Origin of the sequence: Mucilaginibacter sp. dw_454 (assembly GCF_018449775.1) — a bacterium.
Lineage (GTDB): Bacteria > Bacteroidota > Bacteroidia > Sphingobacteriales > Sphingobacteriaceae > Mucilaginibacter.
In genome coordinates this window covers 256365-276044 of record NZ_JAAVVB010000007.1, presented here as the reverse complement: position 1 = coordinate 276044, position 19680 = coordinate 256365, and the positions used below count along the sequence as shown (strand labels likewise).

Here is a 19680-nt window from a genome sequence, read left to right as displayed (position 1 = left end):
CTGACTTAATCGCCCGTTCAGAGATCGTCACGCTTGTACCTCGCTCACGATGACGTGCAGGGGGTGGTGAAGAACCGATCGTGGCAATCTCCGGCTCGCTGACTTAATCGCTCGTTCAGAGATCGTCACGCTCGTACCTCGCTCACGATGACGTGCAGGGTGGTGAAGAACCGATCGTTATGATCGTACCGTTTGTGTCTTAGTTATTTCACCTTCGACGACAACCACGAATTCCGGAAAGCCAATTGATCTGCCGATGGCGTAAGGCCTGCTTTTTCAAAGGTTAAAACTTCCAGTGCAGGGCTTTCTTCTACGGTAATTGTGGTTTCGTGCACTCCGCTGCGATTAGTATAGGTTATAGCTATTTTATCGCCTGGCTTTTTAGCGTTCACTACGGTACTCATCGTGTATGAGTCGGGGATATCTTTTCCATCTGCTTTGGTGATTACGTCGCCCGCATCAAGGCCCGCTTTATAGGCTGGCGTACCAATGCTGCTAGGGTATGCTAGGGCTAAACCGTTGCCAACACCATGTACCGCTGTGCCCCGTCCATATACGGTCAAGCCAATCCACGGTTTGCCCGCGGCATGCTTGCGTAATACCAGGCCTGCTTTTGCCAGCAGTGTTTCATAATTATTTTTGTCGATGCCATTAATGTACTTATCAAAAAATTCGGCAGCGAATTTTGGGTTCTTGGTCACTTTGCCCAGGTCGGTCTGTAAATCGGCAACGGTATAAGGTTTCATCACTTTGCCGCGTGCCAGCCAAACGGTACGCATGTAATCATCCAGCGTTAAATTAAAATCGCTGCGCAGGCGCAGATCAAGCGCAAGGGCTATGGCGCCGCCATAGTAGTAATAACTGGTGAATGTATTTGTGTAGTTAGTTGGGTCGATAGCGACGCCTGCATCTGTAAACACCGCGTCGCGGCTAGCCTGCGTTGCTGAATATTGTAACGCGCCCGGACCATTCAGCACCGAGTTTACCAACCCGGATAGCGTACCTGCATAGTCGTCTACATTATGAAAACCAGCACGAACCAACAATAGCTCGCCATAGTATTGTGTAAAGCCTTCTGCAAACCAGAGCTCATTGCTCATGTTAGCATGGTCAAAGTTAAATGGCTCTAACGATTTTGGGCGGATGCGTTTAACGTTCCAGCTGTGAAAATATTCGTGTGCAAAGGTGCTTAGTAAGCCTATCTCATTGCCGGCAACCTTATTGTCCATATCGACGATACAAGTTGAGTTGCGGTGTTCCATGCCATCGCCGGAGTTGGTTGGATATACATCATCCAGGAAAGTGTATTCGCCATAGTCGTACGTTGGCAGCTCACCATAAACGGCTTTTTCTTCGAGCACTACCTTTTGCACCTGCTTGCCAAAGTTGTCAATGGTGGCTTGTTCATCGTTAGAATGAATAGTCAGGTTAATGCGTTCGGTCTTACCGTCGGTATTAGTTACATCCCAATGGGTTTCTTTAAAGTTTGATAGCTCAGTTGGACTGTCCATCATATATTGAAGATCGGGTGCCGAGTAGATATTGGCGCCTTCATGCTTTAATTGGGTGGCTACTTTCCAGCCGTACTTATCCAAATCGTTAAACTCAAAGCGGACAGGGCGTTTTTCTGAAGCACCGGCAACCCACATAAATGCGGCCGGCATATTTAAATGCGCATGGCTTTGATCAATACCGGCATAAGTGCCGTCTGTCCAATTGGCGTATAGCGTGTAGGTTATTTTAACAACTTTATCATGTTCGGCAATCACGTATTCATCGCCGGCAGTTTGTTTAACAACTAACGGGGCACCGTCGCCATTGGCGGCTTTTACATTGTAAACGTTTTTACCAAACTCATGGGTAGCATATCGCCCTGCTGACGAGCGGCTCATGTGCAGCTCAATCGGTCCATCCTGCGCGGGCGAAAGGGTTATCGAAACTTCGGCTTCATGATGCGCCGCGTTCGGGAAAGAAATAGAATAGTAAATGGGTTTTTGAGGAGCTTGCGCAAAAGCGTCTGCCATGCACCCGGTAAATGCAGCGACAAGTAATAGTTTTTTCATCAGATCAGTGTAATTGGGGTCAAAATACGAATTAATCTGATGAACGGCAAAACGTCTCAAATTTGCGTTTAGTCATAACGATGCCGGTCGCGATCCTGCCCCGTGCGGCTGGCCAGCGTGTTGCGCCGCCGCTTTACATCCTCGTCGACATGATCGTCATAAACACTATCAATAACTTTGATGTCCCGCTCTTTATCGCGCTCGGCATAGTAGATATTGGCTTCGTGAGTTTTGGCCATAGCCACATCATATGGCCCTTTGGGCGACATCAGCTTTACAAAAACCGGCAGGCACTCAAACAAAATAAACAGGTAACCAATAAATGATATTGCAAGGTAAGTATCTAAATCGCGGGTTCCGTTATCATTATAGGTGAGCTGACCCAGCGCCCAGTTACGGTCGGCAAAGCCGGCTACTTTTGCCAGGCTGTCCAGTTGATGGTCGCTAAATAAACGGGTAGCATTCACACCTTCATATTCTTTACGCTGACCAAGGTATTGGTCCATTTTGTCGGCGTTTTGAGTAACCAGTTTCAGGCGGTCTTCTTTTTCCTGTAGTACACCTTGCTTTTGTTTGGCATAAGTACCGTAGCCTACAATGCCCGAGGTTTGGTTATTTTTGTCACCAAAAACTTCCTCGTTTAATTGCACACGCGAGCGGTTGATGTCCCTTTCCAGCGAATCTTTTTCTTTCTTCAGATCAGCCGTTTTGGCCAGTTCCTGGCTATATTTCTGATTATACGTTTTTTGCAGTGTATCTATTTTACTATGCTGGCCCTTTATGTAAGCGACTTTTAATTTCTGGCGAATTTCTTTGTCAAAGATCTTTAGCTCCAGCGGGCGTGATATCACAATACCGATCATAATCGCCAGTAAAATACGTGGCGATGCCTGCAAGATCTGTTGATTGGTGCTGCCTTCTTTATTGATGGACGATACGATGTAACGGTCCATATTAAAAATGGCGGTACCCCAAAGTAAACCGAACAGAATAGCGAAGCCAACGGCAAAGGCATCGCCGTTAAAAACAAAGTACATGGCGTATCCGCCTGAAAGTGAAGCAAAAAGTGCTGTAAAGAATATGGTTGCGCCTATGCCTACGTATTTATTATGCTCGATGGGATATTTTTGAAGCGTGTCTACATGTGCGCCCGAACAGAACCAGAAAAACCGGGTTATTTTATCCATTTATGATGTCGTAATACAATTATTGTTTATGAAACGCACTAAGGCTCCAATTGTTACAAAAATAGGACGTATTTGTTACACATAAGCCCTACATTTGACATGTAAATTAATTTCAAAACACTATGCAAGAGATAACAGTACAAGAACTTAAAGACAAATTAGATAGCGGCGAAGACTTTCAGCTGGTTGACGTTAGAGAAGATTTTGAGTACGAAACATCAAACATTGGTGGCCAGTTAATACCGCTGGGCGGCATATTAATTGAGGCCGATAAAATAAGCAAAGACAAACCTGTAGTAATTATGTGCCGCAGCGGTAAACGCAGTGCAGCAGCCATTGCACAGTTAGAGCAATTGGGTTATACTAACCTGTCAAACCTGCAAGGCGGTATTTTAGCCTGGGCATCAGAGATTGACCCTGAGATGCAAGTATACTAATTGTTATGAGGAAAAAGATTTTTTTGAGCACCCTTTACAATCTTTGCATTTTTGGGTGTTTATTCCTGATCTGGAAAGGTATCGATGAAAAACATTACGAATATGTTGCCGGCGGCGTGGTTGGTGTAGGCATATTTCTGGTGCTTAAAGTGCGGATACTCAAAGAGGTCCGAAACACATTGAAACCCTGATAACATTAAAAGGCCCGGAATAATACTCCGGGCCTTTTTCTTTTTGCCTAATCAACCTTTTCATCTAAAATTCATTATCTTATTAGCATATTGCGATAAGAGATGCCCGTTGTAAAATTTCCCTTCAGAAAACAGCTGGCTTATACCTGCGGGATGATAGGCTGGAGCATGATGACCAATACCATCATTGTGATGCTGCCCTACTTTTATCTGCCCCCATCAAACTCAGGGCTAACCCAATATGTGCCGCAACTACTGTTATTCGGCTTATTCAATATTTTATCGGTTATTGCTGCTTCGGGGCGTTTTGTTGATGCGATTTATGATCCATTCATAGCATCGTCCAGCGATAAAAGCAATAACCCAAAAGGCCGGCGCATCCCATTTATGAAATGGGCCATTATCCCGGCGATGCTTTTTTTCTGCCTGACGTTTTATCCGCTGGTAAAAGGCGAGAGCATGAGAAATGCTGAGTGGCTCACCATCAACATGATCTTTTTCTTTATGGGGGCCACAACCTATATCATCCCCTATAACGCGTTGCTTCCCGAACTTACCGACACGGCTGCCGAAAAGGTGCGACTATCGTCATTTCAACAAGTGGGCTTTATCATCGGTATTGTGTTCTCAGCGCTCATCAACAACTTTGCCGATCTGTTTCAAAAGTTCGCGCATATAACCGAGCGCGACACCGCGCTACAATACACCATATGGAGCTTAAGCATATTGGCCGGTTTATTTATGCTGATCCCGGTATTGTACATCAACGAGAAAAAATATTCAAGTGGCAAGCCGTCACACTTGCCACTGTTGCCGGCTATCCGCAAAACCTTCAGCAACCGTAATTTTAAATACTACCTGGTTTCTGATTTTTCATATTACATGGCGTTGAGCATCATATCCAGCGGCTTACTGTACTTTGTAAAGGTGCTGCTGCATTTGCCCGAATCGCGCGGAGGGGAGTTGATGGGAGTGATGGTGCTATTCTCGCTGGTGTTTTATCCGCTGGTTAATTACCTGTCTAAAAAGATCGGTAAAAAACCTATTGTACTGTTCTCCTTCGCGCTGCTGAGTTTAATTTTTGTGGCGATATTTTTCTTAGGTAAATTTCCGTTCGCTCCGATTGTACAGGCTTATATGCTGGTGCTTTTTGCCGCGATTCCATTGGCCTCACTAGGGATACTGCCTAACGCCATACTTGCTGAGATTGCGCAGCGCGATGCCAACCAAACCGGCGAAAACCGCGAGGGGATGTTCTTTGCCGTGAAGTACTTATTTGTAAAACTAGGTCAGACTTTGGGAATTGCTTTGTTTGCTTTTTTAACCGTATACGGCAAAGACCCGGGTAATGATTATGGTTTGCGACTTAATGGGATCTGCGGATGCGTGCTTTGTGTAATGGCTTTTGTGGTGTTTACGCGGTTTAAGGAAGTAAGGAGGAGGTAACCGTTTTCTGTCATTGCGAGGAGGAACGACGAAGCAATCGCACGCGTTCGGCTTTTCTCCTTGCGATTGCCGCGCTACGCTCGCAATGACAAATTTATTATTAAAACCCTGTATTATTCGGCCTTGAATAAACCAACTGCATGGTATTGATATTACGCATAGCGAAAGCTGCCTCGCAATAGCATAAATAGTAGTTCCATTTGCGGATGAAACGCTCATCGAAACCTAAGGCTTTAACCTCTGATAGATTAGCATTGAACTGATCGTACCATAATTTTAACGTATGGGCGTAATCGGTACCAATATCTTTTAAGTCAACCAGGGTCATATCGCCGGTGCGGTTGATAGAACCGTTGATAGCACCTACCGATGGCAGTAGCGAGCCTGGGAAGATGTGTTTCTGGATCCAATCCACACCTTTGCGCAGGCTTTCATACCGTGAATCGGGAGAGGTGATTACTTGTAATGCCAGTATGCCATTCTTTTTTAACAGGTCATGGCATTTTTTGAAATAAACATCCAAGAACTTGTGTCCAACAGCTTCCAGCATTTCTACCGAAACAATCTTATCATACTGACCCTCAAGCGTACGGTAATCGCGCAGCTCAATACTTACACGGTCACTTAAGCCTTCGGCTTGTACGCGCTCTACTGCCAGTTTATGTTGTTCTTCTGAAATGGTTAATGAGGTTACTTTGCAGCCATACGTTTTTGCCATGTAGATAGCATTGCCACCCCAGCCACTGCCAATCTCCAACACATGGTCGGTAGGCTTTAAGTGCAGCTGACGACATAAGCGATCATACTTGGCTAATTGTGCTTCCTCTAAAGACATTCCGTTTTTATAAAAATAGGCGCTCGAATAGGTCATTGTAGGGTCCAGGAAACTTGCAAAGAAATCATTATTCAGATCATAATGTTCGGCAATATTTCGGCGCGATCCATTAACCGTATTGGCACGTTTAAAGTGATATACTTTGTTAAATAATTTTAGTAGATTTAATGAGAGGGTTTTTACTCCGCTGCCAGATACACCCGGTGCGTTGTCGATATTTAACAGCACCCATTTAATTACATTGGTAATGTTATCGGTCTGCCACAAACCATCTACATATGCTTCCCCAAAACCAATATCGCCAAATAAAATTATCCGCCTAAAAAACTCGTTGCTAACCACGTCTATACGTGCAGCAATATTGCCCTCGCCCGTACCCATGGTCAGTTGCTGACCGCAAGGCAAAGTGATATACAGCCTACCCTTGTCCATTTCAGACAGAGATTTTAAAACCAGGTCCTGATAAAAGCTTTTCTTCTCGACTAAGGCAATTGTATTAGACATTGTATTCAGTTGATAAATGGTTCGTTAGGCTACTTACGGAAAAAGCTTTACTAAAAGTTTTAATTAAGATAAAACATTTGGCTTATATGGTCTAAAAACATCCTTCTGAAGCTGTTTATCCGCATCTTTTTTATGATAAGGGATTTTCTTTAACCATAATTTAAGCGCCTGCCAATGAATTAGCCCAATTACCTTTAACGTAATAAGCGGGAAACTGATAAAATACAACAGCAAATTGGCATCGGTAAGTGCCGCGCGATTACCACTTAGTGTGCTGATAAAAAAACGTTCGCCTGCCTTATTATAATCATCAATCCGCACTTGTAGTTTTTCGCCGGGGAGTCTCAGATCGAAATCAAAATTGGTATCCATCTCCATAAATGGCGACACGTAGAAATACTTCTCGGTATTCAGTTTAAACTCGTCGCCCTGTTTGGTATCGGCACCTAAAAAATAAGGCTTCATTTCGCGAAAAGTATTGCAAACTTCAACTATCGAACAAACGGCGTTGCCCTGCTCGTCATAACAGAAATAAAATGATACCGGGTTGAACTGGTAGCCCATGGTACATAGATTAGTCAATACCATAATGCGGCCATTGCCAATATCAACACCATTTTGTAACAGGTAATCTGTGATATGCTGACGGATATTTTTTGAGGTATCCGGTTTCTCGCGAGGTAATTGCAGGTGATCTTTATCGCGGAAATTGAAAAGGTTGAATTTATTGCGACTCATGAATTTTAGTCGCTTTGCCAGCGCGTCGATCTCATCCAGATCCAAATAAAACATAAAGACATCATAATGAAACCGGTGCTCTTTGGGTGAGAGCCGGTGATGCATTACAGTAGCTTTATATAAACAGGAGTTCATTGATTTAATGTACGGAAAAAATGGGGCTTTGATTTTATTGTCATGCCGAACTTGTTTCGGCATCCCACGCGCTAAGTATACACCTATATGTCTGTCAACGGAGATCCTGAAACAAGTTCAGGATGACTATATTATTTTGTCATTGCGAGGAGGAACGACGAAGCAATCGCACGCGTTAAAGCTTTTCTCCTTGCGATTGCCGCGCTACGCTCGCAATGACAGTTTTAATATTACTTCGGCTCCTCTACCAATTCTTCCCTATATACTGCCTTACCCAACAATTGCGAACACAAATTCACCGCGCTGGTAAAAGCATCCTCATGGAAACCATATTTAAAATAGCTGCCGCAATAATAAATCGGTCCATTCTCATTTAGTTTGTGCAGTTCGGCCTGGGCCTGTATGGCTGGAACATCAAATAGTGGATGCTCGTAATCTAACTCTTTAATGATCTTTTTGGGGTCGATATCATCGTGCGAGTTGATGGACACGAAATAATTCTTCTTGTCTGACACGCCCTGTAGCTCATTCATCCAGTAAATGGTTGTTGGCGCCAGCTTGCCTTTATGATTACGGATGCTGTAGTTCCAGCTGCTCCAGGCCAGTTTGGTTTTAGGCATGATGCTTTCGTCGGTATGCAGAATGGCTTTGTTGTATTGGTACTTGAATTTGGATAGCAGACGCTTTTCGTCGACGGTTGGCGCAACCAACAATTGTAGCGCCTGATCGCCATGCGTGGCAATGATCACCCGATCAAACTTTTGTTTAGAGCCGTCAGCTGCTTCAACAACTACGCCATCTGCTTCTCGCGTTACTTTGATCGCTTTGTGATTAACGTAAATCTTATCTTTAAATGGCTTGATCAACAACTCGCGATAGCTTTGACTACCATTATGCAGCGTGTACCATTGGTGCTGGGTATTCAAGCCTAAGAAACCATGGTTCAGGAAAAAACGGATCAGCGTCACCGCGGGGAAATCCAGCATCTGCTCCATCGGCGTGGACCATACTGCCGAACTCATGGGCACCAGGTATTTCCATAACATATCCTCACCAAAACCAAACTCTTTAATGTACTGGCCGATGGAATAGTCGGCATATTTGGGGTCGTCGACAATCTTAACACTTTCTTTGTTAAACCTGCCAATCTGCATCAGCATTCTGATGTAGCGGATATTGAAAATATTCTTCCGCTGCGCAAACAGGTGATTAACGCTGCTGCCGCTATACTCCAATCCGGTTAGGACATATTGCACACTGAATGACATATCGGTTTTCTTAACCGGGGCGTTAAGCTCTTTAAACAACCGGCAAAGGTTTGGGTAGGTTTTATAGTTAAACACCATAAAGCCGGTATCCACATAAACAGGCTTGCCATCTTCATCAATAGTTACGGTGTTGGTATGGCCGCCTACATAATCGTTTTGTTCGTAGATGGTCAGATCGGTATGCGGATGCAAGAAATGTGCGCAGCCCATGCCGGCAATGCCGGTGCCGATGATGGCCAGACGCTCCCGCCCATTGAAGGGAAAGCTATTAGCGGCATTATTATTTATGTTGGTTTCTTCCATTTGGTTTCTGCGTTATTACTCCCCCTTTAGGGGTCGGGGCGCTTAAGGTGTTGCTGTCGTTACTGCACTTAAAAACCTCTCCACCGCATAAGTAGACAATTGCCCACCGGGACCATTCAAATTATAATCAAAGCCATGCGTTGCCCAAGGCAGTTTTAGCCAGTAATGTTTAATGCCGAATCTGTTTAGCTTTTCATTCAGTCGGCGGCTGTGTTCATAAGCTACCAGCACATCACTATGCCCATGGATGATGAGCGTCGGCGGTGAGTTTTTGTCGACAAATTCAATTGGCGAGCTGTTAAAATAGTTCTGAGGCACTTTTTCGTACGGGCCGCCCAGATAATGGCGCATTACTGCGCGCGAATCCATGATCAGGGGATTTGATGGAATGGAGTAGCCCCACACCATATCGGCGGGGCCATAAAAATCTATAATGCCTTTAATGTTTTTGTCATGCAGCGTATAGGCAGCCAGTAAAGCAATCTGTGCACCGGCTGATCTGCCTAATAAAACAAATTTATTGGTGTCGATATTTAGCTCGTCGGCATGTTTAGATAAGTACTTTACAGCCGACTGTACGTCCTCCACCGGTGCCGGGTTTTGCCATTTGGGCGCCATGCGGTAGTCGATAGCTGCAACATTATAGCCTAATCGCGCCAGGTGGCTGTTTAGCTCTGGCAATTGTTTACTGTCGCCACTACTCCAGGAACCGCCATGAATTACAATAATGCAAGGCTTTTTGCCGATGATTTGTGAAGGATAATAATCAAGATTTAGCGAAGTATCGGCATACTTAACGTATTGAATATTTTTGTACGATAGCGGTTTATTGCCGGCAAAAAGCTTAGTGATACTAAAGGGGTTCTCGTCGTTGTCTGATTGGGCAAAGTCAATATTGATATCGTGCTTCAAACCCGAAGCAACAACGTAAGCCCTGACAATAGGCGACAGATAGATTAATATTGCCACAACGCCAATGATCGTTCCTATCAGTTGGTATTTCTGTATCCAAATGCCAGATAGCGTTAATAACGCGGTGATTCCTGCAAATAGCAATGGAAACTCTGTTACGCCTATCGCCAGTAGCCATAGGTAATAAGCAGGCGCTTTAAAAATTGCCAGCAGCGATATTAGGAAAAACAGGATGATTAATAATAACCTGATCATGCGCCGGTTTTATGAAATAAGTAGTGGCTCACAATCCATTCGTTACCGTCGTTAAAGTTCCAAAGTTCGGCACAAGCCATATAGAATAAGCGCCAGTATACCCACCATTTTACCGCTTGCTCTTTTCCATAGGTTTGTTCAAACAACGGTATGATCTCGGCTTTGTGCTCGTCCATATTTACCAGCCAGGCTTCGGCAGTTTTACCGTAATGGCAGCCGTTAACATGCCAATGTTTTTCGACCACCAAATCATCATTAAAATAAAACAGCAGGTCGTCGCTGGGCATAATACCGCCGGTGAAAAAGTATTTGCTCATCCAGTCGGTATCATCAATAACCTCAAACTTGTACGCGTATTCTTTGTGGGTAAATATGTGAATCCACAATTTACCATCAGGTTTTAAAAACGAGGCTACCTTAGCCAGCAGCAATTGGTAATTGCGCATATGCTCAAACATCTCGACAGACACCACGCGGTCAAACTGCTCGTCCAGCGTAAATACGTTGATGTCGGAAGTTAAAACCGTCAAGTTGGTAATGCCGCGTTGCTTAGCTTGTTCGTCGATATAAATCTTTTGCGTACGCGAGTTAGATAAAACCTTAAAGGTGCTCTTAGGATATTTCGCCGCCATAAACAACGACAATGAGCCCCAACCGCAACCCAGCTCCAACACCTGCTGACCGTCAACCAACTCGGCGCGTTGGCAGCTTAGTTCCAGCATATCGGTTTCGGCAGTGCTCAGATCGGCAGTACCGTTTTTCCAATAGCCAGACGAGTATTTAAGATTTTTACCCAGGCAGTATTGATAAAATGGCGTGGGTACTTCGTAGTGTTGCTCGTTTGCATCGGCAGTATTGATGGCTATAGGCGAGGCTTTCAACTCGGCGATCAACTCCATCAGGTGGGCCTGTTGCGCTTCTACGTTGCCTTTATTTTCGTCGTCAAGCCGTTGTTGTAATAGCTGACGGATGCCTTTGCGCAGCAAAAAATCGGGGATCTTATCGTTTTCTAATAGTTTGTCGTACCACATGGTATAGAAGGTTTGTGTTGTACGTAGTACGTCAGACGTTTTACGTTTTTAGTGTGCTTTATGTTTTTAGAGAGATACGGCGTAAGCCGCAATATAGATTTTGAATGATGATATTTAGCTGTCCAATTAACGTAAAACGTCCAACGTATAACCTAAATGTATTACCCCTTTTTGAACCACGGCACAAAAACACTCACCTTTTGCTGATACTTTTTAAAAGCCTCGCCTTTACTGCGCAATGATTGCGCCTCGGTTGTGGGGATGCCTGTTACTTTAGTCAGCAAGTACAAGATAATTGCCGGGCTTATCACCGCCAGGTAGCCACAAGGAGAGCCCAGGGCGAACACGAAGTACGACACCCACATCAGCCATTCAAAAAAATAATTAGGGTGGCGTGAGTAGCCCCAGAGGCCGGTATCGCATACCTTGCCTTTATTAGCCGGGTCCTTTTTAAAGTTGGCCAGTTGCTGGTCGGCAATGGCTTCGCCGATAACGCTGATCAACCAAAGCAAAAAGCCAGTGTACTCTATCCACGAAATACAGGGCGTTGTATTTAGGGCGATGATGAAAAAAGGAATGGCCAGCAGCACGTTTGATATAGCCTGCATCTGGAAAAAGCCAAACATTTTAGGTTCGGCATTTTTGCCCCATTCTTTGCGGATATGCGCATAGCGCGGTTCTTCTTCGCGCAAGTGTTTGAGTACGCGTAAAGCCAGGTGGGTACCCAGTCTAAATCCGGCAGCAACAACCATTCCGCAGATCAGCAGTTTTCGCGGTTCATAACCCGGAGCAAACAGATAAAGAATGATAGCAATCACCGGGAAATTGTATGACCAGAAAATGTCGACCACGCCCGCGTTTTTGATTTTGTAGGCCCAAACCCAAACCAGCGCCATGATGACGCAACAGGCGATCACGCTATAAATAATCAACCCTAAAAGAGATGTATTATTCATGTTGTTTACTAAAAAAATCTTTTAAGCCTTCGCCGGGTTTTAGTCTGAAAAGCTGTATCAGGACAAAAGCACAACTGGCTATACTGCCCAGTACAACTAACAATATCAACCAGATAATTTTTAAGGCGATGGATCTCTCCTTATAACACACCCATACAAAAATTACCAGCACATTGGCATAAAAATCCCAAAGCGTGGCGCGCATCCAGGGGATGGAACCCAAGAAGTCCCATTCTTTAAATAGGTTGCTGTGGATGCTGGTAGTGATAACCGTGTAGCACATCCAGGCAAACAGTACGCTGAAAAGTATTTTGAGGGTAGTGATCATGGTCTGTTAATTAAGCCCCTCCCAACCCTCCCCAGTAGGGAGGGCTTTGAAAAGCCGGTTAAAAAAGTCTCCCCTTCCGGGGGAGATTTAGAGGGGGCTATTTCTTAGCCGACTTTATAAACGCCAGCGCATCATCAGCATGTTCTTTGCCTTGCAGCATGGCAGCATGCTGATAAACAATTTTGCCCTTTAAATCTACTATAAAAGTTTCGCGACCGGAAAACATCAGGCGACTTCTTACACCAAACATATCGTAAACCTTATTGCCTGGATCGCTTAAAACAGTAAAGGGAAGCTGGTAATGCTCTGCAAAGGCCTTATGGCTAGCTACGGTACTGCTATTTATACCGATTACCTTTGCACCGGCTTTAGTAAAAGCATCAAAGCTATCGCGGAAGGCACAAGCTTCTTTGGTGCACACCATACTTTCATCCTTCGGATAAAAATAGATCACCATAATGTCTTTGCCTATATGGTCGGCTACATTGAATGTCTTGCCGTTTTGGTCAGTTAGCGAAAAGGCGGGTACCTTATCGCCAACCTCTAAATGTTTTTTATCCTGTGCGTGTGATTGGATTATTAAACCGGCCATCAATGCGCAAACTAAAAGCAACTTCTTCATAAGTCTAAATTGTTGTGTTTACAACACTTACGCAAGTTTATAGTTTGGCGGTTGGAGCCGAGGAAAATAAATGTTAGTCGTTAATCACTTCTACCTCGGCTACCGGACTAAACAGGTAAACTTTTTTAGTGGCCAATTCGGTGCATTTGTAACGTTTGCGCAATTTCTCTTCCCTGCGGAAAATGCGGCCATCCTTCAGTTTAAATATAGCGTGGATAGGTAATTTTTCAACCGTGTGGATGTCTTCTTTCGGCGCGTCGTATTTGCGCAGAGAACGGTACAGTGTTAAATCAGAACAACTGGATGCCGCCGGATTATTCAAATAGCTCACAATTGCATGCTTCACATCAGGCGGAAAAACTTCTTTTTCAAAAAAAGGTTGCATCATTTTTTTGAAATTGCTTTTCCACTCATTGCCGTGGGGTTTTACCTGGTGCTTATGTTCGTTCCAGGTGTGTAGGTGTGCAAACTCATGCACCGTGGTAACCAAAAATGCGTAGGGATTTAAATCAAAATTAACAGAGATGCGATGACCCTTGCCCTGGTAGGGTGCACGGTAATCGCCAAATTTAGTGCCGCGGTTGCGCGAGATCTTAAACTCGCATTTAAAGTAATCTATCCAACGGCCAATTAGCGGCGCGGCATCGGGCGGGAGATACTTTTCTAATACTTTTACTTTATCCAATTTCTACCTCAAATCAAAGATACTTTTTTAAGCGGAAAGCTGAAAGACTAAAGGTGAAAGCAAAAAGTCATTGAGATAAATTGACAGGGGGGTGCTTAAAGAAAATTTGACAAGAAAAGCTTTTAGCTTTATTCTTTCCGCTTTAAGCTCATTTCAACAAGTGATACGCCACGAAACTGGCCGCATAAGCCAGCACTGTCATGTAAGCAAATTGTATGGCCGGCCAACGCCAGTTTTTGGTTTCGCGATACACTACGGCCACCGTGCTGGCGCACTGCATAGCAAAGGCGTAAAACATCATTAATGAAAATGCTACCGCAAAGGTAAATACCGGTTGGCCCGTCTGCGTGTTTTTAGCCTGGTGCATTTTTTCCTGTACCGATTGGATATTGTCCGCATCGCCATTCACACTGTAAATGGTGGCCATGGTGCCCACAAAAACTTCGCGGGCAGCAAATGAGGTGATCAGGGCTATGCCTATCTTCCAATCAAAACCCAGCGGGCGGATAACCGGCTCAATGCTATGACCCAGCACGCCGGCGTATGAGTTTTCTAATTTTGCTGTCGCGATGTCGCGGTCCAGTTGATCGTGCGGGACAGTTTTGGTGTATTGAGGTTGGCTGTATTTGGCATCAATTTGCGCAAAACGATTACCAGGACCATAACTAGCCAGCACCCAAAGCACAATAGAAACGGCTATAATAACCTTACCCGCTTGCAGTACAAATGCTTTTGAACGCTCATACATCGAAAAGGCAACATTCTTCCACCTTGGCGTACGGTAAACCGGCAGCTCCATGATAAAGTAGCCGCGCTCGCGGCTCTTTAAAATATATTTAAATACCCAGGCTACAATAACGGCCGATACCAGGCTCAGTACATACATCCCCGTTAGGGCTAAACCTTGCAAGTTAAATACCCACCAGATATTTTTATTGGGGACAACCAGCGCAATGAGCAAAGTATAAACCGGCAAGCGGGCAGAACAAGTTACCAGTGGCGTAACCATAATGGTGATCATCCGGTCCTTCCAGTTTTCAATAGTACGGGTACTCATGATGGATGGCACGGCACAGGCAAAACCGCCGATTAGCGGAACTACAGATTTGCCGTTCAAGCCAACCTTCCGCATCAGCTTGTCCATCATAAACGTAACACGCGACATGTAGCCGGTATCTTCTAATATCGATATAAAGGCAAACAGGATAGCGATCTGTGGGATAAAAACCATTACACCGCTTAAGCCGGCTACAATACCATCAGCCAGAAGGTTCACCAACGGGCCGGCAGGCAAGGTTTTATGCAGGGTATTTTCCAACCATACAAATGCCTGCGAAATTAAATCCATCGGATACGACGCCCAGGTGAAAATCGCCTGGAACATAAACATCAGTATGGCGAAGAAAATGATAAAGCCAAAAACCTTATGCGTTAAAACCTTGTCTATTTTATTGCTTATGGTTTCGTCTTGCGCCGTAGATGGTGTTTTTACCGTATCGTAAAGCAAGTCGTTTATAGCGCTGTAGCGGGCAATGGTTTCAGCACCTTGCGCTTTCTGCGAATGGAAACCATGCTCTTTTTCAAGCGCTTCTATCCGGTCCGACTGTTCAGTCGACAGAAATTTGAGTGTTTCATGCTGATGCGCCAGCTGTAAAGCAAAGTATGGATTGCCAATATTCAGCTCGTTGCTGATGCTTTCTATCAGCTGCGGGGCGATGGATCTGACATCAATGCTATCTACCTGCATGGCTACCTTGTTAGCAATAGCAATAGCCTGCTTCAGTTCGTCAATACCTTCTTGCTTACGCGCTGCAATAGGCACAACGGGTACGCCCAGGTTTTGCGCCAGTAAATTAATATTGATATCAATGCCCGACTTTTTAGCCAGGTCCATCATATTCAGCGCAACAATTACCGGGATCTTCAGATCGGCAACCTGGCTGTATAATAGTAAATTTCTTTTAAGACTTGTTGCGTCAAGAATAACCACAACCAGGTCGGGACTCAGCGCGTTGGCCCTGTCGGCTAATACCGAAAAAACTATAGATTCGTCCTGGCTTTTTGGATAGAGGCTGTAAGTGCCCGGCAGGTCGACAACCTCTGCCACACGGCCATCAGGCAGTTTGGAGTAGCCTACTTTTTTATCAACCGTAACCCCCGGAAAGTTTCCTATTTTTTGGTTAAGCCCGGTTAATACGTTAAAGAGTGTTGATTTACCGGTGTTTGGATTCCCAACAAGTGCAACTCTTATATCGGCTTTCAATTATTTATGCAAAATGATAGTTGAGGCTTCGCGTTTACGCAGGCTCAATTGGTATCCGGATACATTGATGGCAATCGGGTCGCCAAGCGGCGCAATCCGGTCAACCCTGATCTCTTCGCCGGGCAAGCAGCCCATCTCCATTAATTTTACTGACATTTCCAGATCAGTAAATTCTTTTACGATACCTTTTTCTCCAACCTGCAATTGCGAAAGTTTCATCTTAAGTGGTTAACTGAGCAAATGTATGTCTTATTTATAATAAATCCAAATAAGCTGATTTATTTTATGCCTCCGATCACCTTATTGTAACAAATACACACTTTGAAAAATTTTTTTTTCATGTATATACATCTGTTTCATAAAAAATAACGTTCTTTGTGTATTATCTGTAAGCTCACGCTTACAATGTGATAAGGTTTAGGTTGAAAGCCCCCAAGCAGCGAGTGTGCGGGGGCTTTTGTTTGCCTAAAATTTTAAAGTTTAAAACCACCGTGAATCAACTCAAACAGCTATTATATCAACAATGTCTTAACTATGTTGAGCAGCGCATGGCTGCCGCACAACAGGGTATTGACGAAGCGCAACAAGCATCAAAAGACGATACCAAAAGCAGCGCAGGCGATAAGTATGAAACCGGACGGGCAATGGCACAGCAGGCAACAGACCGTAATATGGCCCAGCTCACCGAAGCCAATAAACTAAAAGTTGCTTTAAATCAAATCAATCCGGCGACGATACATGACAGCGCCGACCTTGGCAGTGTGGTGATAACCAACCTGGCTAAACTCTATATTGCCATAAGCGCAGGCGCTATATCTGCCGAAGGCGAAACCTATATGGCCATTTCGCCCGCATCGCCCATCGCCCTAAAAATTAAGGGACTGCGGGTTAATGATGAATTTAATTTGAACGGCAAAGTTTATAAAATAGAAAGTATTTTATAAGTTCACGCCCAATCTAATATCAAACCTTATAATATGGATAACCAGCAAACCCTGCCGCTACTTAATGCCACCGAACTACGTGTACTTGGATCTTTAATAGAAAAAAGCCGCGCCACGCCCGATTATTACCCCATGACCATTAATGCCATTACCTTGGCTTGCAATCAAAAAACGTCGCGCAAACCGGTTGTACAGTATGAAGATGAGACGGTAATGGATGCGCTGAACACCTTAAAAAGGCGCGGACTGGTATCAACCGCAACCGGCGGGTCTATTCGTTCGGTAAAATATAAACACAATTTTGCTATTGTTTATCCACTTATCCCATCAGAACTGGCCATTATGTGCCTGTTGATGCTGCGCGGCCCGCAAACACCAGGAGAGATTAATACCAACGCCAGCCGCTTGTATGAGTTTGAGTCGATAGAAGAAGTGCAGGAGATGCTTGAAAAGCTAGCCGCCGGAGATATTACCTATGTAATGCAGTTGCCTAAGCGCCCGGGGCAAAAAGAAGCGCGATACGCCCATTTATTAGCCGGTGTACCAGAAATTACCGACGAGGATGATGATTACGAACAGCCAGCCGGCCGTTCAAACAGCGGGTTGGAAGCCCGCCTTGCCAAAGTTGAACAAGAGCTTGCCGAGCTAAAGGAAGCTTTTGATAAATTGATGAAAGAACTGAGCTAAAACAAATAAATAGCCCGTTTTATCTAGCCTGCATTTACTATATTCGTATACGTTGTGCAGGGCTAGCCTGCTAATGCAATATTAATACCCCTGAATCATTATGCACCTGCCCAATAATTTATTTGCTATAACGCTTATTTTAAGCGGCTTGGTTACTGTTGGGGTATCGTGGGCAATATTTAAGCGAACGGGTGGCGCTGTGCGTTGGTTTGGGTACATGATGCTAAGCATAGCCATCTGGGCCATTGCTTATGGCTGCGAACTGTCTTCCTACTCATTGACCCAGATGTTGTTCTGGATCAATTTCGAATACTTCGGCATTGCTTTCGCGCCCACACTCTGGATCGTCTTTGTTATTGGTTTTACCGGCAAAGAACATTGGCTCACACCACTTAATCGTTTCCTTATATTTTTAGAACCTAGTATTACGTTGTTAATGGTATGGACCAACCACTGGCATCACCTCCATTATGCTTCGGTTGGCGTTGATAACTCGGGCCCATTTCCATTGCTGGCTATAACCACCGGGATCTGGTATAAAATTCATACCGTCTATTTTTATTCTATGTTAGGCTGGGGGATGTACCTGATCATATCCCGTTTCAGAAAAGCCGACGAGTTCATCAAAAAGCAAAATCGTATCATCCTTTTTGGTGCATTTATACCCTGGTTAATTAACTTAAGCTACTTGTTAAACCTACGCCCTTTCGGGCACCTGGATTTAACGCCTTTTGCCTTTATTGCATCGTCTTTAATTATCTCTATCGGTTTATTGGGCTTTAAATTGTTCGACGTAGTACCCATTGCCCGGGGTAAAATTGTTGATGCTTTACAAGAGGGCATCCTGGTGTTTGATACGCAAAACCGGGTAATTGATATTAACCCCGAAATGCGAAAGATCCTGCCGCCTAATATTAATCACGTTATTGGCAAATCGGCGGCGCATTTGTTTCCTGGCTTTACCGAGTTGAACGATGCGGTACATAACCAGGAAAATAGCTGGATAGAAATAAAACTGGATGATGGCCGGATTTTCGCGGTGACGCTTACTTCGCTGTTTGAACGACAAACTATTTACAGCGGCAAGATCATGCTGTTTCGCGACATCACCGAGCGCAAACAAAGTGAGGAAAAGCTGCAGGAATTGAATCAGTTGAAGGACCGTCTATTCTCTATCATTTCGCACGATTTACGTACCCCATTACTTAGCCTCATGGATATTTTGAGTATGAACAACGACGGTATGGTGAGCGATGAGGAGTTCAGAAGCTTCTTACCTACATTGACCAAGAATATTGGCTATACTTCCGGACTGGTAGAAAACCTGTTACAATGGTCTAAAAGCCAGTTGGAGGGTACAATAATTAACGGGGTACATTTTGATATCAAGGATAATGTAACTTACCTGGTAAGTAGCTTTGCTCAATTGGCTGCTGATAAAGGCATCAGCATTAAAAGCCATATTTATATGCCGACAATGGTGTTTGCCGATATGGACATGGTTCAGGCTGTACTGCGTAACCTTTTATCAAACGCTATTAAATTTTGCCGTGCCGGCGATAAAATCATCGTCGATGCCGAAGTTAGAAGGGATACTGCCACCATTTGGATTGCCGATACCGGTGTAGGCATTGCCTCAGAAAACCTGAGTAAGCTCTTCGGAAACAATAACTTTACTACCCGCGGTACCACCAATGAACAGGGCACTGGTTTAGGACTATTGCTTTGTAAAGATTTTATCGAAAAAAACTGCGGACGTATTTGGGTAGAGAGCACACAAGGCCATGGCAGTAGTTTTTACTTTACCCTCCCCACAGATCCGGCTTAAACAGACGTAGCGATGAGTTTAAACCCATCGCTACGTTTGTCCTGCTGTTGAATGAACAAAAA

19 protein-coding genes are annotated in these 19680 nt (G+C 44.4%); 6 read left to right on the top strand and 13 right to left on the bottom strand.

Translation table 11 applies throughout. From position 1 onward, the window contains the following. Positions 1–203: 203 nt before the first annotated feature. Together HB679_RS19160 and HB679_RS19155 are read right to left on the bottom strand one after the other, a co-directional pair. On the bottom strand, positions 204–2063 hold the full coding sequence (locus HB679_RS19160; protein ID WP_214073627.1) for a PDZ domain-containing protein: 1860 nt from the start codon (positions 2061–2063) through the stop codon (positions 204–206). Positions 2064–2131: 68 nt separating this feature from the next. Continuing rightward, entirely contained in the window at positions 2132–3250 is a 1119-nt protein-coding gene (locus HB679_RS19155) for a DUF4407 domain-containing protein (RefSeq protein ID WP_214073626.1), read from the bottom strand. A gap of 122 nt (positions 3251–3372) precedes the next feature. Between HB679_RS19155 and HB679_RS19150 the strand changes: the two genes are divergently transcribed. The 3 genes from HB679_RS19150 (at position 3373) to HB679_RS19140 (ending at position 5324) form a co-directional block, all read left to right on the top strand. Beyond that, positions 3373–3687, top strand: a complete 315-nt coding sequence (locus HB679_RS19150) for a rhodanese-like domain-containing protein (RefSeq protein WP_214073625.1) — start codon at positions 3373–3375, stop codon at positions 3685–3687. A 5-nt stretch (positions 3688–3692) separates the two neighbouring features. After that, on the top strand, positions 3693–3878 hold the full coding sequence (locus HB679_RS19145) for a DUF6358 family protein (RefSeq protein ID WP_214073624.1): 186 nt from the start codon (positions 3693–3695) through the stop codon (positions 3876–3878). A gap of 102 nt (positions 3879–3980) precedes the next feature. Next, positions 3981–5324 carry an MFS transporter gene (locus tag HB679_RS19140; protein ID WP_214073623.1) on the top strand — a complete coding sequence of 448 codons (1344 nt, stop codon included), beginning with the start codon at positions 3981–3983 and terminating at the stop codon, positions 5322–5324. Between the two features lie 100 nt (positions 5325–5424). Here HB679_RS19140 and HB679_RS19135 read toward each other — a convergent pair whose 3' ends face one another. The 11 genes from HB679_RS19135 to HB679_RS19085 form a co-directional block, all read right to left on the bottom strand. Then, positions 5425–6663, bottom strand: a complete 1239-nt coding sequence (locus tag HB679_RS19135; RefSeq protein WP_214073622.1) for a cyclopropane-fatty-acyl-phospholipid synthase family protein — start codon at positions 6661–6663, stop codon at positions 5425–5427. A gap of 63 nt (positions 6664–6726) precedes the next feature. Continuing rightward, positions 6727–7536 carry a DUF1365 domain-containing protein gene (locus tag HB679_RS19130; protein WP_214073621.1) on the bottom strand — a complete coding sequence of 270 codons (810 nt, stop codon included), beginning with the start codon at positions 7534–7536 and terminating at the stop codon, positions 6727–6729. Positions 7537–7766: 230 nt separating this feature from the next. Continuing rightward, positions 7767–9107, bottom strand: coding sequence for an FAD-dependent oxidoreductase (locus HB679_RS19125; RefSeq protein WP_214073620.1), 1341 nt, complete (start codon positions 9105–9107; stop codon positions 7767–7769). Between the two features lie 42 nt (positions 9108–9149). Continuing rightward, positions 9150–10274, bottom strand: coding sequence for an alpha/beta hydrolase (locus tag HB679_RS19120; RefSeq protein WP_214073619.1), 1125 nt, complete (start codon positions 10272–10274; stop codon positions 9150–9152). Next, complete coding sequence (locus tag HB679_RS19115; RefSeq protein ID WP_214073618.1) at positions 10271–11305, bottom strand: cyclopropane-fatty-acyl-phospholipid synthase family protein; 1035 nt, start codon at positions 11303–11305, stop codon at positions 10271–10273. Before HB679_RS19115 ends, HB679_RS19120 begins: the two co-directional genes overlap by 4 nt. A gap of 161 nt (positions 11306–11466) precedes the next feature. Then, positions 11467–12261: a DUF1295 domain-containing protein gene (locus tag HB679_RS19110; protein WP_214073617.1), complete on the bottom strand. Its 795-nt coding sequence runs from the start codon at positions 12259–12261 to the stop codon at positions 11467–11469. Continuing rightward, complete coding sequence (locus tag HB679_RS19105; RefSeq protein ID WP_214073616.1) at positions 12254–12589, bottom strand: DUF1475 family protein; 336 nt, start codon at positions 12587–12589, stop codon at positions 12254–12256. Before HB679_RS19105 ends, HB679_RS19110 begins: the two co-directional genes overlap by 8 nt. A 97-nt stretch (positions 12590–12686) precedes the next feature. Beyond that, the gene (locus HB679_RS19100) at positions 12687–13211 is read right to left on the bottom strand and encodes a peroxiredoxin (RefSeq protein WP_255547663.1); all 525 of its coding nucleotides are present in this window, start codon (positions 13209–13211) and stop codon (positions 12687–12689) included. A gap of 73 nt (positions 13212–13284) precedes the next feature. Then, on the bottom strand, positions 13285–13896 hold the full coding sequence (locus tag HB679_RS19095) for a SprT-like domain-containing protein (protein WP_214073615.1): 612 nt from the start codon (positions 13894–13896) through the stop codon (positions 13285–13287). A gap of 148 nt (positions 13897–14044) precedes the next feature. Then, positions 14045–16159: a ferrous iron transport protein B gene (gene feoB, locus HB679_RS19090; RefSeq protein ID WP_214073614.1), complete on the bottom strand. Its 2115-nt coding sequence runs from the start codon at positions 16157–16159 to the stop codon at positions 14045–14047. Continuing rightward, entirely contained in the window at positions 16160–16378 is a 219-nt protein-coding gene (locus tag HB679_RS19085; RefSeq protein WP_214073613.1) for a ferrous iron transport protein A, read from the bottom strand. A gap of 272 nt (positions 16379–16650) precedes the next feature. Between HB679_RS19085 and HB679_RS19080 the strand changes: the two genes are divergently transcribed. The 3 genes from HB679_RS19080 to HB679_RS19070 all read left to right on the top strand — a co-directional run bounded on the left by HB679_RS19080 (position 16651) and on the right by HB679_RS19070 (position 19618). Further along, positions 16651–17103 carry a 3-oxoacyl-ACP synthase gene (locus HB679_RS19080; RefSeq protein ID WP_214073612.1) on the top strand — a complete coding sequence of 151 codons (453 nt, stop codon included), beginning with the start codon at positions 16651–16653 and terminating at the stop codon, positions 17101–17103. A 33-nt stretch (positions 17104–17136) separates the two neighbouring features. Further along, entirely contained in the window at positions 17137–17790 is a 654-nt protein-coding gene (locus tag HB679_RS19075; protein WP_214073611.1) for a YceH family protein, read from the top strand. A gap of 100 nt (positions 17791–17890) precedes the next feature. Continuing rightward, the gene (locus tag HB679_RS19070; RefSeq protein ID WP_214073610.1) at positions 17891–19618 is read left to right on the top strand and encodes a histidine kinase N-terminal 7TM domain-containing protein; all 1728 of its coding nucleotides are present in this window, start codon (positions 17891–17893) and stop codon (positions 19616–19618) included. Positions 19619–19680: the final 62 nt, after the last annotated feature.

What these genes read in the sequence shown, in the direction of transcription:
- HB679_RS19160 (WP_214073627.1), bottom strand. Translation starts at nt 2,063, where the DNA reads ATGAAAAAACTATTACTTGTCGCTGCATTTACCGGGTGCATGGCAGAC.
- HB679_RS19155 (WP_214073626.1), bottom strand. Translation starts at nt 3,250, where the DNA reads ATGGATAAAATAACCCGGTTTTTCTGGTTCTGTTCGGGCGCACATGTA.
- HB679_RS19150 (WP_214073625.1), top strand. Translation starts at nt 3,373, where the DNA reads ATGCAAGAGATAACAGTACAAGAACTTAAAGACAAATTAGATAGCGGC.
- HB679_RS19145 (WP_214073624.1), top strand. Translation starts at nt 3,693, where the DNA reads ATGAGGAAAAAGATTTTTTTGAGCACCCTTTACAATCTTTGCATTTTT.
- HB679_RS19140 (WP_214073623.1), top strand. Translation starts at nt 3,981, where the DNA reads ATGCCCGTTGTAAAATTTCCCTTCAGAAAACAGCTGGCTTATACCTGC.
- HB679_RS19135 (WP_214073622.1), bottom strand. Translation starts at nt 6,663, where the DNA reads ATGTCTAATACAATTGCCTTAGTCGAGAAGAAAAGCTTTTATCAGGAC.
- HB679_RS19130 (WP_214073621.1), bottom strand. Translation starts at nt 7,536, where the DNA reads ATGAACTCCTGTTTATATAAAGCTACTGTAATGCATCACCGGCTCTCA.
- HB679_RS19125 (WP_214073620.1), bottom strand. Translation starts at nt 9,107, where the DNA reads ATGGAAGAAACCAACATAAATAATAATGCCGCTAATAGCTTTCCCTTC.
- HB679_RS19120 (WP_214073619.1), bottom strand. Translation starts at nt 10,274, where the DNA reads ATGATCAGGTTATTATTAATCATCCTGTTTTTCCTAATATCGCTGCTG.
- HB679_RS19115 (WP_214073618.1), bottom strand. Translation starts at nt 11,305, where the DNA reads ATGTGGTACGACAAACTATTAGAAAACGATAAGATCCCCGATTTTTTG.
- HB679_RS19110 (WP_214073617.1), bottom strand. Translation starts at nt 12,261, where the DNA reads ATGAATAATACATCTCTTTTAGGGTTGATTATTTATAGCGTGATCGCC.
- HB679_RS19105 (WP_214073616.1), bottom strand. Translation starts at nt 12,589, where the DNA reads ATGATCACTACCCTCAAAATACTTTTCAGCGTACTGTTTGCCTGGATG.
- HB679_RS19100 (WP_255547663.1), bottom strand. Translation starts at nt 13,211, where the DNA reads ATGAAGAAGTTGCTTTTAGTTTGCGCATTGATGGCCGGTTTAATAATC.
- HB679_RS19085 (WP_214073613.1), bottom strand. Translation starts at nt 16,378, where the DNA reads ATGAAACTTTCGCAATTGCAGGTTGGAGAAAAAGGTATCGTAAAAGAA.
- HB679_RS19075 (WP_214073611.1), top strand. Translation starts at nt 17,137, where the DNA reads ATGGATAACCAGCAAACCCTGCCGCTACTTAATGCCACCGAACTACGT.
- HB679_RS19070 (WP_214073610.1), top strand. Translation starts at nt 17,891, where the DNA reads ATGCACCTGCCCAATAATTTATTTGCTATAACGCTTATTTTAAGCGGC.